This window comes from Methylophilus sp. TWE2, from assembly GCF_001183865.1.
In the GTDB taxonomy this organism is placed as follows: Bacteria; Pseudomonadota; Gammaproteobacteria; order Burkholderiales; family Methylophilaceae; genus Methylophilus.
In genome coordinates this window covers 2,020,445-2,037,235 of the sequence record NZ_CP012020.1, presented here as the reverse complement: position 1 = coordinate 2,037,235, position 16,791 = coordinate 2,020,445, and the positions used below count along the sequence as shown (strand labels likewise).

Here is a 16,791-nt window from a genome sequence, read left to right as displayed (position 1 = left end):
CATGTCTTCCCTGTTTGAACCACAAACACCTTCTTCCGTACCGCTGGCTGAGCAGTTACGCCCCAAGACTCTGGATGAGGTGGTCGGGCAAACACATTTACTGGGTGAAGGCAAACCTTTGCGCCGCGCCTTTGAGTCTGGCAAGCTGCCCTCCATGATTCTGTGGGGGCCGCCAGGGGTAGGAAAAACCACGCTGGCCCGTCTGATTGCGCAAACAGCTGATGCTGAATTCGTGCCATTATCCGCGGTATTGTCCGGCATTAAGGATATCCGTGAAGCAGTGGAGCGTGCCGAGCTTACTTTGCAACAAACGGGCCGCAATACCATCCTGTTTGTCGACGAGGTACACCGCTTTAACAAAGGCCAGCAGGATGCTTTTTTGCCGTTTGTTGAAAGTGGCCTCATTACTTTTATTGGCGCGACAACGGAGAACCCGTCTTTTGAGGTTAATAGTGCGTTATTGAGCCGGGCACAAGTATTTGTGTTAAATGCGCTCACTGAAGACGAGCTGGCAGAATTGCTTGAGCGCGGGCGGCTCAAGGTTGCACCAAATGTGGCACTGGCTGACGAAGTCAAGGAACAGGTATTAGCCTACGCCGATGGTGATGCAAGACGCTTGCTCAATTTTGCCGAAGGGCTGTTTAATGGCGCGTTGGCGGCCAATGTTACCATTATCGATGAATCGTTTTTGCAATCAACCATGGCCAGCAAGCTGCGCCGCTTTGATAAAGGTGGCGAAGCCTTTTACGACCAGATTTCTGCCTTGCACAAATCAGTACGCGGTTCCAACCCCGATGCCGCGCTTTACTGGTTTATGCGCATGATTGATGGTGGGGCAGACCCGCTATACCTGGCCAGACGCATTATCCGTATGGCCTGGGAAGACATTGGCCTGGCGGACCCACGTGCCATGCAGATTGCCAATGATGCTGCGGTGACATTTGAACGCCTGGGTAGCCCTGAAGGCGAGCTGGCGCTGGCACAAGCCGTGATTTATCTGGCAGTGGCAGCCAAGAGCAATGCCGGGTATATGGCTTACAACCAGGCCAAGGCATTTGTGGCACAAGATAAATCACGTAACGTGCCATTGCATTTAAGAAATGCGCCAACCAAACTCATGAAGGCGCTCGACTATGGCAAAGAATACCGCTATGCGCACAATGAACCAGAGGCCTATGCTGCCGGCGAAAATTATTTCCCTGATGATTTGCCGCCACAACAGTTTTACCAGCCCACACCACGCGGTTTGGAAGGTAAAATAGGCGAAAAATTACAGCACTTGAAAGAGCTGGATAAAAAGGCGAAAAGATAATCATCCGCCGATATGATCAAGTCTAAAAAACAATTTTATCGGTGTTTATTCGCGTGTATCGGCGGTTAAATTAAGAAAGAACTTATGTTAGACATACAACAACTTAGAAATGATTTGGACAATGTGGTCGCCCGTTTAGCGGCACGCAAATTTGCTTTTCCTGCAGAAGAGTTCAAAGCGCTTGAAGCCCAGCGCAAAACCATCCAGACCAATACCGAGAATCTGCAAGCCAAACGCAATGCGGCTTCCAAGCAAATCGGTATCGCAAAATCCAAAGGGGAAGATGCGAGTGCGATTTTGGCCGAAGTCGCTGGTTTAGGCGATGAGCTGAAAGCCGCAGAAGCACAGTTAAATGATATTCAGGCCAATATGCAGGCACTGATGCTCAATGTGCCTAACTTGCCACATGAAAGCGTGCCAGTGGGACAGGATGAAACGCAAAACGTTGAAGTGCGCCGTTGGGGAACGCCGCGTAGCTTTGAGTTTGAGGTTAAAGATCATGCTGATGTAGGTGCGCCGCTGGGCCTGGATTTTGATACTGGTGCTAAATTGTCTGGTGCACGCTTTACCTTAATGAAGGGCCAGATCGCCAAACTTCATCGCGCAATTGCCCAGTTTATGCTGGATACCCAAACCGACAAACACGGCTATACCGAGTGCTACACGCCATATATGGTGAACCGCGAAACCTTGGTGGGGACCGGCCAGTTGCCCAAATTTGAAGAAGACCTGTTTGCGACACCGCATAATGACAGCAAATTATACCTGATTCCAACTTCTGAAGTGACTTTGACTAACACAGTCCGCGACGAGATTGTGCCGTTGGATACACTGCCGATTAAACTGACTGCCCATACCCCCTGTTTCCGTTCCGAAGCGGGTTCTTATGGTCGCGATACCAAAGGCATGATACGCCAGCACCAGTTTGATAAAGTCGAAATGGTACAGATCGTCCATCCTGAAACCAGCTATCAGGCATTGGAGGAAATGGTTGGCCATGCAGAAGCCATATTGCAGGCGCTCGAATTGCCATATCGCGTGGTTTCGCTATGTACTGGCGATATGGGCTTTGGCGCAGCCAAAACCTATGATCTTGAAGTCTGGTTGCCTGCACAGAATACTTACCGCGAAATTTCTTCTGTTTCAAACTGTGAGGCTTTCCAGGCAAGACGGTTACAGGCGCGGTTCCGAAATGCGAATGGCAAGCCTGAATTACTGCATACCTTGAATGGTTCTGGACTGGCTGTGGGCCGTACGCTGGTGGCTGTACTTGAGAATAACCAGAATGCCGATGGGAGCGTGACAATTCCTAAAGCGCTGCAATCTTATATGGGCGGCAAGACCCTGCTTGGTTAACAGATTCAATCGCTGTTTTTAAAATGCCTTGGTTGATAGCCAAGGCATTTTTACTTTTAACTAGTGTGTGTGACATGGCATCAATTGTTGCGATCAGTGGCTCAGAAAATTGTACTTATTATCAGAAACCGCATGTCACAAAAATTTCATGCAACTTTACTTAACTCCTAAGCACATACGTATATGTCTTCCACAGAAAAGTGACATTGGTATGACAAATTTATGAAATTTGTTAAACAGGAGCTGAGATCATGAAAAAATCACCACGTTTTATCCCTTTAGTACTGTTCATTTTTTCCGCCAGCGTGCAATCCACCCCGTTTGACGCAGGCAATGGTAAACAAGGTTTTAAATTGACTTGCAGTGAATTCAACAGCAGTTTAGAGGAGTGCAAAACCAAAGCCAAAGACCTATGCGCCAGTGATTTCAAGTTGGTGGAACATCATGTGCTAGATCACCCGGATTCTGGGGATGGTTTTTATATGCCAACAGAACACCATTTGGTGGTTGAGTGCAACAAAACTTAAGGGTCTGAATTTTTTAAGATGCCCTGGCCAACAACCAGGGCATTTTTATATCTGCGATCTTGTATGGATCTACACCAGGGTCGTAAGGGGGGAAGTACTTTTGCATAATTTGGTAGTAGCTCCTGACCAGCTCAGTATAGATCACAGGCGCGCCACAGCTACAATAACCGTGTCTGGCATTGACATAATAGGCCGGGTCGTTAAGTAACTGGTAACCACGTTTCACATCGGCCCAGCTGTCTGGATTCAGCCCTAACCGTTGCGCGATAATGCGCGCATCCTCAAGATGACCAACGCCATTATTGTAGGCAGCTAAAGTCATAAAAGTGCGGTCCGGCTCGGGAATGCGTGTTGGGATGCGGTCTTTCATCCATAGGAAAAATTTGGCACCGGCAACGACACTTTGTTTGGGATCCAGGCGGTCGGATACATTCATCATGTTGGCGGTTTGCTCTGTCAGCATCATAAGACCGCGCACATTGGTCGGGGAGGTGCTGTAGTTGTCCCAGTGAGATTCCTGGTAACTGAGGGCGGCTAATAAGCGCCAGTCGATGTCAGTGATTTCCTGTGCGTTTTTGAAAAGACGTATATATTTGGGCAGCAGTGTTTGCGATTTGCTCAAAAATGCGGTGATATCTACTGGTTTCAGGCGCTTGGTATAACCATGGTAGCGGTCAAGCAAGTTACGCAAGGTACCGTCTTTTTCAATTTTCTTGAAAAAGGCTTCCACCTGTTTAAGCCGCTCCTCATCGTTTAATTTATTGAGCGCCCACGCGATTTTGTCCACTTGTCCCAGCATCATGCCGGCATCCAGTTGAGGATAGTTGTATTGCATGATGGCAAGCAGGTGATTATCTGCCACGGTGAAGTCGATCTCGTTACGGGCTACGGCTTCAATCAGTTGTTCTGAACTGAGCTTGCCAGACTCTCTCCAGGTTAGTGCAGGAAATTTGGACTGTAATTCACGCATACGTTCTACAAAGCTGGTGCCTTTGGGTAGCACGATGCGTTTTTGTAAAAGTGCCTCAGCCTTACTGGGCTCCCTGTTGTTCTCCCGGTTAAACACGACCATGGATTGCACCTGGTTGAATGCCGGGCCGAACAACACCTGGCGTTTACGCGCAGCAGTAATGCTGATATCAGCAGCAGCAATATCGGCGTCTCCTCTGAGCAAGGTAGGAAATACCTTGTCAAAACTATCGACGACGATAAACTTGAGGGAATAGGGGGGGCCTAAAAACTCGACAAAGCGTTTGGCAAGGTCGTATTCCAGCCCGGCGTAATTGTTTTGACTATCAATAAAGTAAGTGCTGGGGCTGTTAATGGTCACAAACCGGATGGTATATGGATCTGGTTTGGGTTTTGTAGGTGCGAGCTGTTTAGGCGTATTGCTGTCACTACAGCCTAGAAGCGCAGCACACAATACAGCCAGCATGGTTTTAAGCCATCTCACGTGCCCTGACTTGCCTGGATAATGCTGCATCAATACGAACGCTTAAACGCGCGTTTCAATCTTGCCTTGATCAGCAATCAGGATAGTGTCTGCAAGGTGAGCGAAAATGCCATGCTCTACTACGCCGGGGACGTTATTGAGCAATGCATTCAATGCATGAGCATCCAGGCTGGCATCAAAACGCATGTCCAGTACCAGGCTGCCATGGCTGGTGATGCACAAGCCGTCTTTAGCGGCATTTGGCCGTAAATCACCCACACCACCAATCGCCTCAATGCTGCGCTTGGCCGCCTGCCAGGCAAAAGGCATGACTTCAATTGGAATCGGAAAGTTGGTACCTATACGATCCACCAGCTTGCTTTTGTCGGCCACCACAATAAACTGTTTGGCTGCCTTGGCTAGCAGTTTTTCCATGACCAGGTCATAGCCACGGCCTTTGAGCAGGGTATTGTCGGGCGTGATTTCGTCAGCGCCATCCACATAAAGGTCTATTTGACTCAGTTGAGCCAGGCTAAGCACAGTCAGGCCAACGCTTTGTGCTTTGATCATGCTGATATTTGAGCTAGCAACGGTGGTCACCCGCAGATTTTCTGTTTTCTGGCGCTCAGCCAGTGCTTCAATGAAGTAGTTGGCTGTGGATCCTGTCCCCAGGCCTACAATCATCTCGCTTTTGACGAAGCTGGCAGCTTCCAGCGCGACGGCTTGTTTGTCGTTCATGTTTATTCTCCGTGCTGCATTTTATTCGCTCGGGCGTCCATGGTGTCATTCCATGACAGCCGATCGACGCTTGCAGTTATAATAACAAACTCGGCAGATTCGCCAACAAATACTCATCTAACCTGAGCAATAAGAGTCTAATTTTTTATGGCAGTTTCATTCCCCGTCATCGGGCATCCGCAGCGCTTTTCTTTTCAAAGTCAGGGCCTGGATAGTCAGGCATTAGCCGAGCTGGCTTGTGGTTTAAAAGCAACAAACACGCCGTTAGTGGTCTTAACGGCAAGTGCGTTTGAAGCACAGCGGCTGATGGATGAAATTCCGTTCTTTGGCAAAGAGATTGCTGTGCATCTGTTGCCAGACTGGGAAACCCTACCCTATGACGTGTTTTCTCCGCATCCTGACTTGACCTCCGAGCGCCTGGCAACCTTGTATCAACTGAGCCAGAACCAGAGCAATGTCGTGATTGTGCCGATGGCAACCGCATTATTGCGCCTGCCGCCTGTGGCATATCTGGCAGCGCATTCGTTTATGCTCAAAAAAGGCCAGCGGCTGGATGTGGAGGCCTTGCGCAATCAATGTGCACAGGCCGGTTACCACCATGTGAGCCAAGTGATGGCGCCGGGTGAGTTCAGTGTGCGCGGCGGGCTGGTGGATTTATTCCCCATGGGTAGCGCCTTTCCCTACCGCATAGATTTGTTCGATGACGAAATCGAAACCATACGCACATTTGATATCGACACCCAGCGCAGTGTCTATCCAGTGCCTGAAATCCGCATGCTGCCTGCGCGTGAGTTCCCGATGGATGAAGCGGCGATCACGCGCTTTCGCAGCCAGTTCCGCGAATATTTTGAGGGCGACCCGCAACGCGCCAAAATTTACAAGGATGTGAGCAAAGGCACGCCCAGTGGCGGGGTCGAATGGTATTTACCCCTGTTTTTTGAACAGACGGCGACGCTGTTTGATTATTTACCCACTCAAACAGTTCTTTGCCTGCATGGGGACCTGGACAAGGCAGCGCAAACATTCTGGGCGGATGCCAGTACGCGTTACCGCCTGATGGCACATGACGCAGAAAAACCCATCTTGCGCCCGGAAACATTGCTACAAAAAGCCGATGAGTTTTTTAAGCGCACGCATGATTTCGCGTTTGTTACGCAGCAAATTGCCCAACAAACCGTTTTGCCACCGGTGGATGTAGACCGTCGCGCCGAGCAGCCCCTGCATAAGCTGCAAGCGTTTATTGAGCAATTTGACGGGCGGGTATTGATTGCCGCCGAGAGCCTGGGTCGCCGCGAGACCATTGCGCAACTATTCAGCGATCACGGTCTGAGCTTTTCACTGGCTGAAGATTGGGCCGGGTTTGCCCAATCCAACTTCCCGGTTATGCTGGGGGTGGCGCCATTGCATCAAGGCATGGTGGACAAGGATGCACGCGCGGGCGCATTGGCCGTTGTCACCGAGGCAGAACTCTATGCCAGCACCGTGCGCCAGCAGCGACGCCGTAATCAGGAAAAAGCGCGCAATGCCGAAGGCATGCTCAAAGACTTGTCCGAGTTGCGGATTGATGACCCGGTGGTACACGAGCAGCATGGGGTAGGGCGCTACAAAGGCCTTGTGAATATCGACTTTGGCGAAGGCGAAACCGAGCTATTGCTGATTGAATATTTTGGCGATGACAAGCTGTACGTGCCTGTCTCGCAATTATTCCTGATTTCACGCTATTCCGGCGGGCCGCCTGAAAGTGCGCCTTTGCATCGCCTGGGCAGTGGGCAATGGGATAAAGCCAAGAAAAAAGCCCTGAAGCAAATCCGAGATACCGCCGCCGAGTTGCTTAACTTGTATGCACAACGCGCTGCGCGTAAAGGCCACGCCTTTACACTGGGGCTGCATGATTACGAAGCCTTTTGCGAAGGCTTTCCGTTTGAAGAGACGCCTGATCAACTCGATGCCATCGAAGCGGTCATCAAAGATATGCAATCTGGCCGCCCCATGGATAGGCTGGTGTGCGGCGATGTCGGCTTTGGCAAAACCGAGGTTGCATTACGCGCTGCGTTTGTGGCCGTGATGGGCGGCCGTCAAGTGGCGGTGCTGGTGCCAACCACGTTGCTGGCTGAGCAGCATTACCAGAACTTTGTGGACCGTTTTGCCGAGTGGCCGATCAAGATTGCTGAAATCTCCCGTTTCCGCACCGCCAAAGAGCAGGCCGAAGCACTCAAGGGCCTGGCCGATGGCAGCATTGATATCATCATCGGTACCCACAGGCTGATCCAGAAAGACGTAAAATTTAAGAACTTAGGCCTGGCGATTCTCGATGAAGAGCACCGCTTTGGCGTGCGGCAAAAAGAGCAGATGAAAGCGCTGCGGGCCGAGGTGGATGTGCTGACGCTGACCGCCACACCGATTCCGCGTACGCTCAGCATGGCGATGGAAGGCTTGCGCGAATTTTCAGTGATTTCTACGCCGCCGCAAAAACGATTGGCGATTAAAACCTTCCATACGCCTTATTCTGACGGCATTATCCGCGAGGCGGTGATGCGTGAATTCAAGCGCGGTGGCCAAGTCTATTTCCTGCATAACGAGGTGGATACCATCTATGTGATGAAGGAAAAACTGGAAAAAATCGTCCCCGAAGCCCGCATTGCCATTGGCCACGGCCAGTTGCGCGAGCGCGAGCTTGAGCATGTGATGCGCGATTTTTACCAGCAACGCGCCAACCTGTTATTGTGTACCACCATTGTCGAAACCGGCATTGATGTACCCACCGCCAACACCATGATCATCAACAGGGCCGATATGTTTGGCCTGGCGCAATTGCACCAGTTACGTGGCCGAGTCGGTCGTAGCCACCATCAGGCTTACACGTATTTGTTGACGGATCCGCACCGTAATATCACGCCGCAAGCGCAAAAACGGCTGGATGCGATTCAACTACTCGAAGACCTGGGCGCAGGCTTTCATCTTGCCATGCACGACCTTGAAATCCGTGGGGCCGGTGAGTTGCTGGGCGACAGCCAGAGTGGTGAAATGCAGGAAATCGGCTTTAACCTGTATTCAGAGATGCTCAATCACGCTGTTAAACAGCTCAAAGCCGGTAAAGAGCCAGACCTGGATGCGCCTTTAGGCGTCACTACCGAAATCAACCTGCATACCCCTGCTTTGCTACCCAACAATTATTGCCCGGACGTGCACGAGCGGCTGGTGATTTATAAACGCCTGGCCAACTGCGAAGACGATGACGCGCTGGACGCGATGCAGGAAGAACTGATAGACCGTTTTGGTTTGCTGCCTGAGCCTGGTGAAGCGTTGATTGCTTGCCACCGCTTGCGCATCGCAGCTAAACCATTGGGGATTGTCAAAATTGATGCTTCGGATGCGGCCATTCAGCTGCAATTCAACCCCAAGGCGGATATTGACCCGATGAAACTGATTAATCTGCTGCAACGCGATAAACGCTGCCGCATGAATGGACCGGATAAATTACGTGTCACTGTGCAACTTGGTAATCTCAATCACCGTGTAGAATTAGTGAAAACACTTTTGAAGGAATTTATGTAATGTTAGAAAAGTTTGTTGCGGCTGTGGCGGGCTGGATTATTGCCGTGATTGCCAGCATGGGTTATGGCGGTATTGTGTTGCTGATGGCGATTGAATCCGCCTGTATTCCTTTGCCCTCTGAAATCATCATGCCATTTGCAGGGTTTCTGGTCAGTAAGGGCGATTTAACGCTGTGGGGCATTGCGCTGGCAGGGGCAGTTGGCTGTGTGGTCGGCTCAATTCCGGCGTATTACCTCGGCATGTACGGCGGCCGTCCGCTGGTTGAAAAATTCGGAAAATATGTGCTCATCAGCAAAAAAGACCTCGACATGGCAGACCGCTGGTTTGCCAATCATGGAGAGATCATTATTTTCATCGCACGCCTATTGCCTGCTGTGCGCACGTTTATTGCCTTCCCGGCAGGGGTGGCGCGCATGAATATGACACGCTTTATTGCTTACACTTTTGTTGGCTCACTGATCTGGTGCTGGGTGCTGGGTTATGTTGGCATGAAAGCCGGTGAACATTGGGAAGATTTGAAAGTGTACTTCCATGAATCTCATTATGTGATTGCTGCACTGGGATTAATCTTTGTTGCGTGGTACGTGCGCAGACATTTCAAAAATGAGGCGGCGTAATCGGTCAGCAATATCAGATACAACAGCGGTTTTGTGAGAGAGATTAAAAATAAAAAGGCCTTTATCGGCCTTTTTATTTTAACTGCATCACAGATCAGGCAAGCATGGTGTCTGCATCTGAACTGTCCGCCTGCTCATCCTCCGAAGAAGCCATCCTGTCTGGTGTAATAGTCAGGTCAGCATGCGCAACCACACGCTCAAAAGCCAAATGATCTATCGTCGCATGGGCAGTCATAGTTGCCAATATGAGTACACTGCAAGCGAACATATTTTTAAATACAGATTTCATCCATTGCCCCTTTGAATTTATTTTGAAATCAGACTCTATCAAAGGGTGCCAAGACATTTAAATAGCTCTTTAAGGCCAATGCCTGAACCGTGATATGCGCCGATAAATACTCTAGCAGGCGTTATCCGAATGGCCCTGGGGACGGTTACTTCCAGCTAACCACTTGCGACAAATCTCTGCGTGTCTTGGCTTTCGGTTCAACTTTACGGTAACCAAAGGCCACCATATAAGCTAATCCGTATTCTTGCAGATTGACCCCAAACTGTTCGGCCAGCAAGGCATCGGTTTCTTTCTGTTTAAAACCTTCAATCGGGCAGGAATCTATGCCACGCATGGCGGCGACGGTCATCATGTTTGCCAGAGGAATATAACATTGCTTGCTGGCCCAATCGAACAGTTTGCGCTCATCGGTCAGGTCGAAGTCTGATTGCTGGAACTGGGTGTAAAAGCCCAGGCGCATCTCTGCCACTTCTTGTGGGTGATGTTGTACTTCACGCATAAACTTTGGCAGGTAAGGCCTTTTGGGGTCTAAAAAAGGTGACTTCATGGCCAGGCACAAAACAAAATGGCTAGCGGTATCCAGCTTGAGTGGTGCGCCCCAGGCATGCTTCTTCAGGCTTTCGCGCAGGGTTTTATCTTGCACCACAATAAAATGCCAGGGCTCAAAACCAAACGAGCTGGGTGAGAGGCGGGCGGCTTCGAGGATCAGTTCAAACTCTTCAGCAGGAATCTGCTTGTTGGCATCAAATTCCTTACAGGCATGGCGGAAGTTGAATGCTTCTAAAATGGCTTGTTTTTCTATTAATGTGTTTTTTTCTGGCATCATGTGTCCTTAAAGTATCTCTACAGGTGCTATCTGGCCTGTGCTTAAAAACAGAATAGCGGTTTTGATCGGCAGGCCTTCATCTTGGAATAATTGTGCATAGGCTGCAAGTTGCGGCTTGAATGCAGCTGCCAATGTGGGCAGGTCATCCTTGGCAGAGACTGGCATGGATTTATAGTCGACTATCCAGCGTACACCGTCTGCGATAAAGGTACGGTCTATGACCTTTTTGCGCTCGCTGAGTTGCTCAATCGCTAACTCCGAGGCGGCTTGTGTATGCGGCTGTAATACCCAGCGACCATCGGCAGATTGCAGGGTGGTCGTCAATAAGGTGGTGACTTGGCTAGCACCCTGATTAGCCTCGCTGTCTATATACCCTTGCTGTTTAAACCATCGCTGCATTGCAGGGAATAGCGATAAGAATGCATTTTCTTCATGCGCATGCCAGGCTGCCAGGCCTTGTTCGGCAATCACTTGCAAGTACAGATGGGTGAGGGTGCCGATATCGGCTTCCAGGCGGTGGGTACTCTCGTCTTCTGCTGCGGCTGGGTAAGCTATCTGCATTTCTTGTTTGGTTACCTGCAACATGGCTGGTGTGCTGGCCTCTCGTAAACGAATCAGTTTGGGCACAAACTGGCGGATATCGACTTCTTGTCGTGCGCTCGGGTAGCGGCTGACGATATCGTGTTCGCTGGTAAACCATTGCTGGATGGCGGGCCACAGCAGGTGCAGGAAACTGCTCTTACGCGCTTGCGGTTCACCGTTTTTGTCTGATTTGGCGGCACCGAGTAAATGCAGTTGCCGTTCGGCGCGGGTGGCAGCCACATACAACACACGGGCATCTTCATACGACGCTCGTGTTTTATCGAGGTCATTTAAATAATCGTAGGCGGTGATAGTGGCCTGCTGGCGTTTGAGCGGTGTGGGCACAAAAGGGGCCGCGACAAGCTCGGTATTGCCGTCTTCCATAGAGACTTCCTCCCAGATGACCAGCTTGGCGTCATCCGGTGGGTTGCTGCTATCCAGGCCAGGCAGGATGACAGTATCAAATTCCAGCCCTTTGGATTTGTGTATGGTCATAAACTGCAAGCTCGCATCGGCTTTTGCGTCAGGAGCAGCGTACAACTTTTGCACATCCTCGGCCAGTGCCTGCGGGCTGAACTGGCCGTGTTGTTCCAGCGCGGCGATGCGGCCAAAAAAGGCCTGTACATCTTGCACATCATTTTCATTCCACAGGCAAGTCGCGCCGCCCAGGCGTAGCCAGGTGTTATGCACCCAGCGGCTGATGGATGTGCGGCCCCGCCAGTGCAGAGCACTCTGCATGACATCATGGACATGACGTGCTCGGGCCTGGCCGTCTTGGCTCAAACGCGCTAGGACGGCTTCGTCAGCCAGCAGGCTGAGGACACTACGCTGGCCGTCCTGGCCAATGAGCGCATGCATGTCGGCCAGTGTCAGTCCACACCATGGGGCTCGCAGCAATGCCAGCCAGTGCACACGGTCGGCGCGTTGATGCAGCGCATGCGTGAGCGTCAGCAGGTCCTGCACAATCTGGCGGTTGGCCAGCTCTTCAATTTCAACGGCCTGGAAGCTCAGCTCGCGATGATTCCTGCGCATTTCCGTCACCAGTGCATGCAAATGCTTGCGCGCACGTACCAGCACGGCAATGGTGGCGTCCGGCTTTTCAGCACGTGTCTGCTGGATGATGCGGATAATCTGTTCCGCTTCGAGGTGACGGAGATCTGCTGGTTCTTCGTCCTCATTATTCACAGGTGCAATCAGCGGGTGCACAAAAACACCTGCACCGTCAGACTCGGCACGCGTGGCCACAAAGGGCCTGTAGGAAATGGCACCTTGCTGCGGTGCATCGTTTGCAGGCAACATGTCAGCAAACGTCTGGTTGATCCAGTCGACTACAGCCGGGCATGAGCGGTTATTACGCCACAGTTTCAGTGGTGCCAGTGCAATATCACCGATGCCATGCGATGCCGCATTGAGGAACAGGCCTACATTGGCCTTGCGGAAACGGTAAATCGACTGCATGGGGTCGCCGACCGCAAACAAGGTGCGGCCATCGCCGGGTTGCCAGCCACGCGTCAGCGCTTTGAGCAGGTCAATCTGCATCGGGCTGGTATCCTGAAACTCGTCGACCAGTAAATGCTGGATACGGTAATCCAGCCGCATGGCCAGCTCGGTCGCCTCATCTCCCTCTTGCAAGGCCTTCAGCGCACGCTGTGCGATCTCGACAAAGTCGACTTCGTTCTGTTCCTGAAAACACAGCCACAACTGCGCGGCAGCGATATTCAACAGCTGGCTCAAGGCCTGGATCATGCCGTCATCATCGTTGTCCGCTGCCGGTAACAAGCGGATGCGTGCAAGGGCGCGTTCGCTATCACTGTCTTGTGCCAGCCCGTTCAGGATCTCGGTCAATGCCTCTTTATAAGGCTTGGCCTCATCGGTGGCCGGTAGGCCCATGTTTTTATCCAGCCGCTTGCGCAAGCCGCCACTGCTGGTCAACAGCAAGTCAGCCAGTGCACGCCAGCCTGGTAAATGGTCTATGGTGGCTGCAAAAGGTATTTGCCAGTCCAGCAATGCTGACAACGCATGGTCTACTGGCAACTGGCTGGCCGCATAACGCGCAATCGGCATCAGCGCCTGTTGCAGTCGGGCGGGTAACGCGGTGAGCGCAGCTTGTAGTTCGCTTTCAATCAGATAAATCAAGGCCGCTTGTGCCTGGCCCTGGTCATTAGTCTGGCTCAGATGCAGCCATTGTTCGCGTTTAGCCAGCATGGACATCAGCAGGCCTTCGAGCCTAGCCTGGTCATTGTCCATATAGCGCAATACGCGTCTCACTGGCTCGCCCAGGGACTCTTCATCCATGGTCTGTAGCGCCAGGTTGGCGGCTTCGCGGTAATAGGCCCAGGCATCTTCGGTCACGGCGGGTTGTGTTCCAAAGCGGCTGAGCAAAGGCATTTGCCGTGCCAGGTTGGCACACAGCGAGTCTATGGTGTAAATACGCAGGCGGGCAGGGCTTTCCAGCAAGTGCCATTGCAATTCAGCCGAGCGTTGCAAGGCCTGCTGACCCAATGCAAAGGTGATTTGCTTGTGCGGCGCATCGGGCGGTTCGCCACCGGCGGCCAGCAGCAGGCTATCCAGAATGCGTGCCCGCATTTCCGAAGCCGCTTTATTGGTGAAGGTGATGGCAATGATTTCTTCCGGCGCCTGCACGGTTTGCAGCAATTTGAGAAAGCGCTGGGTCAGTAATTCTGTTTTACCGGCACCGGCTGGCGCTTCGACAATAAAAGATTCGACGTCCAGCGCACGTTGACGGTTGGCTGCATCCAGCGCTAATGCTTGCTGGAAGTCGGTGTCGGGCATATTCATACGCCACCTCCAGTTTGCTGGTGTTCAAACTGAAGCTGGCGTTCGGGCAAACGCAGCAGGGGCAGCACATCGCAATAACCGAGGTCTTGTTCAGACTCAAACACCACGGCAGCGTCACCCGCCTTGAGCGCCTGTGCCGTGCGTGTGATTTGCGTGCGCCAGTGTGACAGTACAGACGGCCAGTAAGGGAACCGCTCACGATCAAACAATGTGTTTTTCTCATGGTTAAAGGCTTTAATGCCAGGCACGATATCGTCCTCGGCTGCCACCCCGGCAAACCCACCATCGGTCAGACGCAGTTTGGCAAAGCAGACGGCGGCTATTTCTGCATCCTGTAACAGGAAAGCGGCGTAAATGGGTAACTGGGGTTCGCTGATTTTGTCCGAAGCCCAGTTTTTAAAGTCTGGCATGCTGCCCGTCTTGTAATCCACCACAACCAGGCGGCCATCGGCCAGCGTGTCCACGCGGTCTATCACCAGTTTGACCTGTATGCCTTCTATGAGCGGTTTAAAGGTTTGCTCGACCAGTGTCACGGTAAATGCCTGTGGTCGTTCACGCTCGACTTCCCATAGCCAGGTCAGTGCCAGTTTACTCAGGCGCTCGGCCTCCAGTTGGCAAAACACGGCGGAGAATGGTTGTGCGTATGCCTGGTTAAATTCGGCAATCACCTCTGCAGTAATGTTGTCGAGTTTGGATTTCAAGTTTTCTGCATCAACAGTTTGCCAGTCCAGCGTGGCCTGTTGCGTCCAGAAGGCCGCCAGCACACGGTGAATAAGGTCGCCGCGTTGCATAGCATCCAGGCCATTGTGCGGCGTTTCCAGTTTGCGTGCCTTAAGACGGTATTGGTAAAACGCCCAGGCTGGACAGAGCGCCTGGGCGCGGAGCAAACCTGTCCCGCCGCTGATATGTTCGCCTTCTTGTACTGGTGGTGCCTGATGGTCTTCCAGCCATTGCCAGTCTTGTGTGTTACTACCCGCCAATGTTTCAGCAAGCGTGGCGGAGAGCGGCGTGGCGGATGTTTCTGGAATCGCCTGTACCAATGGGCTCATGCGTAACAGCCGGTCGCCTTCCTGACGGGCATAAGAAAAAATCACCTGTTTGGCAGATTGCAACAGTCGCTGGTGAATCTGGCTGGCAAACGCCATTTGCACTTCGCTACTGGCATTGGGCGTGCCTGCCTGTCGCTGAAATTCGGCGGGTATTAGCGCATTGGTGCGAGATAGTGGCGGCCACACATGGTCGTTCATGCCCATGATCCATACACCATCCAGCGGCTGCGCACTGGCCTCCAGCATACCCATGACGGTGATATTGGGCAGCCTGACGGTTTGTGGCTGGAAAATCTGCGCCTGGCACAATTGCGTCAACCTGTGCAGGGCGCTGACGGCGTCGACAGCCCCCAGCCAGGTATCCAGGGTGGAGAATTGCGTCAGTACATCTTTAAACTTGATGTGGCATTGATGCTCATGGCTGGACAAGCTGCGTTCGCCCGGCCAATGTGTGGCTTGCAGCAGTGCGTTGAAACTGGTGGCCCAGGCAGAAGGTAATTGCTTGCGTGGCGCCTGTTTTGCGTGATTCAGCAACGCTGTTAAATCGGCATGCAGGGCAGGGCACAAAATCGGGTATTCATCCTGCTGCTTGCGTGCGACAAAGCGGGCAAAGGTATAGGCATGTACCTGTAACGGTAACTGGCGACGCATCTCGGCATCCAGCGTAGCACGGGCGTCGGCTTCGTGAAGTGCTTGCGACCAGTAGATATCTGCCAGCAGCGATGAAAGCGCCGATTGTGGCATGGGCGCTGATTGAAACGCTAACCGCAATAAACTTAATGCGCTATTCACCAGCGGCCAGCGGTTAAGCGGCAAGCCCAGTGAGAATTCATAGCAGCGCGGCGTTTCCGTGTGTGCAGGATGTAGGGCTTCTGAATGAAAAGTATCGTCGAGCAAGTTGGCCATGGTGTCGCGCAATGCATCCAGCTCCGGCACAATGATGGCCAGCCTAGCTTGCGGATTGGCGACTAATTGTTGCTGCGCCCAGTGAACCGCGGCCCGTATTTCGTCCATGGGTTCTGCAAATGCCATACGTTGGAGGCTGAGCGCCGGCGAGCCATTGTTGAATGCGGTTACCTCTATACCGGTGGTTTGCAGCAGATTGATAAAAGCCTGTACATGTGGGTTAATGCGATCAAAACCGGCCAGTTGAATGCGGGCAGGCAGGGGTAGCTTGTGTTGCCGCAATTGTGCCAGCTGCCAGCTCTGATAACGCACACTTTCCAGATATCCGCTTTGTTTGCATAGCGCCTGGAACTGCTGGCGCCACTGCATAAACTGGCGTGTTTCTTCGTTCGCTGAGGCCATGTCCAAGCTGATATTCCATTCAATCAGGTAACGGTTGGCTTCCATGGCGGCGCTGGCCAGGCCATTAGTATTGAACAGGTCCAGGGCTTCATGCTGGCGTAAAGTATACTGGATGGCTTGTTCCCACAACAAGGCCTCCTGTGTGCCGGAAAGCATGCCCTGTGGTGCCTCGGCGACGTCAATCTGGCCGCTCAAGATCGCGTGCTCTATGCGCTGGTTAAGCCAGTCCTGTAATGGAAATACCTGTGGCGCTTGCCATTGTGAAAGGCCTTGCTGCTGATAGCTTGAGGATAACCATTGCCGGATGCCTTGAGCCAGGCGCGCCGATGCACATAAAATCACCGTGCTAGGCTCAGGGTAATCAACAGGGTTGGTCATGAGGTAAAGTAGTCAGAAGCAAT

At 52.2% G+C, this 16,791-nt stretch carries 11 protein-coding genes; 5 read left to right on the top strand and 6 right to left on the bottom strand.

From position 1 onward, the window contains the following. Window position 1: 1 nt before the first annotated feature. The 3 genes from ACJ67_RS09690 to ACJ67_RS09680 all read left to right on the top strand — a co-directional run bounded on the left by ACJ67_RS09690 (window position 2) and on the right by ACJ67_RS09680 (window position 3,195). Window positions 2-1,312: a replication-associated recombination protein A gene (locus ACJ67_RS09690; RefSeq protein ID WP_049638900.1), complete on the top strand. Its 1,311-nt coding sequence runs from the start codon at window positions 2-4 to the stop codon at window positions 1,310-1,312. Window positions 1,313-1,396: 84 nt separating this feature from the next. Then, window positions 1,397-2,668: a serine--tRNA ligase gene (gene serS / locus ACJ67_RS09685; RefSeq protein ID WP_049638899.1), complete on the top strand. Its 1,272-nt coding sequence runs from the start codon at window positions 1,397-1,399 to the stop codon at window positions 2,666-2,668. Between the two features lie 251 nt (window positions 2,669-2,919). Continuing rightward, on the top strand, window positions 2,920-3,195 hold the full coding sequence (locus ACJ67_RS09680) for a hypothetical protein (RefSeq protein ID WP_049638898.1): 276 nt from the start codon (window positions 2,920-2,922) through the stop codon (window positions 3,193-3,195). Between the two features lie 13 nt (window positions 3,196-3,208). Here the strand turns inward: ACJ67_RS09680 and mltF are convergent, their stop codons facing one another. Beyond that, window positions 3,209-4,678 carry a membrane-bound lytic murein transglycosylase MltF gene (gene mltF, locus ACJ67_RS09675; protein WP_049638897.1) on the bottom strand — a complete coding sequence of 490 codons (1,470 nt, stop codon included), beginning with the start codon at window positions 4,676-4,678 and terminating at the stop codon, window positions 3,209-3,211. 12 nt (window positions 4,679-4,690) lie between these two features. Next, entirely contained in the window at window positions 4,691-5,365 is a 675-nt protein-coding gene (gene rpiA, locus ACJ67_RS09670) for a ribose-5-phosphate isomerase RpiA (RefSeq protein WP_049638896.1), read from the bottom strand. Between the two features lie 147 nt (window positions 5,366-5,512). Between rpiA and mfd the strand changes: the two genes are divergently transcribed. Together mfd and ACJ67_RS09660 are read left to right on the top strand one after the other, a co-directional pair. Beyond that, complete coding sequence (gene mfd / locus ACJ67_RS09665) at window positions 5,513-8,920, top strand: transcription-repair coupling factor (RefSeq protein ID WP_049638895.1); 3,408 nt, start codon at window positions 5,513-5,515, stop codon at window positions 8,918-8,920. Further along, window positions 8,920-9,537 carry a DedA family protein gene (locus ACJ67_RS09660; RefSeq protein WP_049638894.1) on the top strand — a complete coding sequence of 206 codons (618 nt, stop codon included), beginning with the start codon at window positions 8,920-8,922 and terminating at the stop codon, window positions 9,535-9,537. The genes mfd and ACJ67_RS09660 overlap by 1 nt, the downstream gene beginning before the upstream one ends. A 94-nt stretch (window positions 9,538-9,631) precedes the next feature. On the opposite strand, the gene ACJ67_RS09655 is transcribed toward ACJ67_RS09660, so the two are convergent. The 4 genes from ACJ67_RS09655 to ACJ67_RS09640 form a co-directional block, all read right to left on the bottom strand. Next, complete coding sequence (locus ACJ67_RS09655) at window positions 9,632-9,826, bottom strand: hypothetical protein (protein ID WP_049638893.1); 195 nt, start codon at window positions 9,824-9,826, stop codon at window positions 9,632-9,634. A gap of 145 nt (window positions 9,827-9,971) precedes the next feature. Beyond that, window positions 9,972-10,652 carry an NAD(P)H-dependent oxidoreductase gene (locus ACJ67_RS09650; protein ID WP_082163997.1) on the bottom strand — a complete coding sequence of 227 codons (681 nt, stop codon included), beginning with the start codon at window positions 10,650-10,652 and terminating at the stop codon, window positions 9,972-9,974. Between the two features lie 6 nt (window positions 10,653-10,658). Then, window positions 10,659-14,033, bottom strand: a complete 3,375-nt coding sequence (locus ACJ67_RS09645) for an exodeoxyribonuclease V subunit beta (RefSeq protein ID WP_049638892.1) — start codon at window positions 14,031-14,033, stop codon at window positions 10,659-10,661. Next, window positions 14,030-16,768 carry a PD-(D/E)XK nuclease family protein gene (locus ACJ67_RS09640; protein ID WP_049638891.1) on the bottom strand — a complete coding sequence of 913 codons (2,739 nt, stop codon included), beginning with the start codon at window positions 16,766-16,768 and terminating at the stop codon, window positions 14,030-14,032. The genes ACJ67_RS09645 and ACJ67_RS09640 overlap by 4 nt, the downstream gene beginning before the upstream one ends. Window positions 16,769-16,791: the final 23 nt, after the last annotated feature.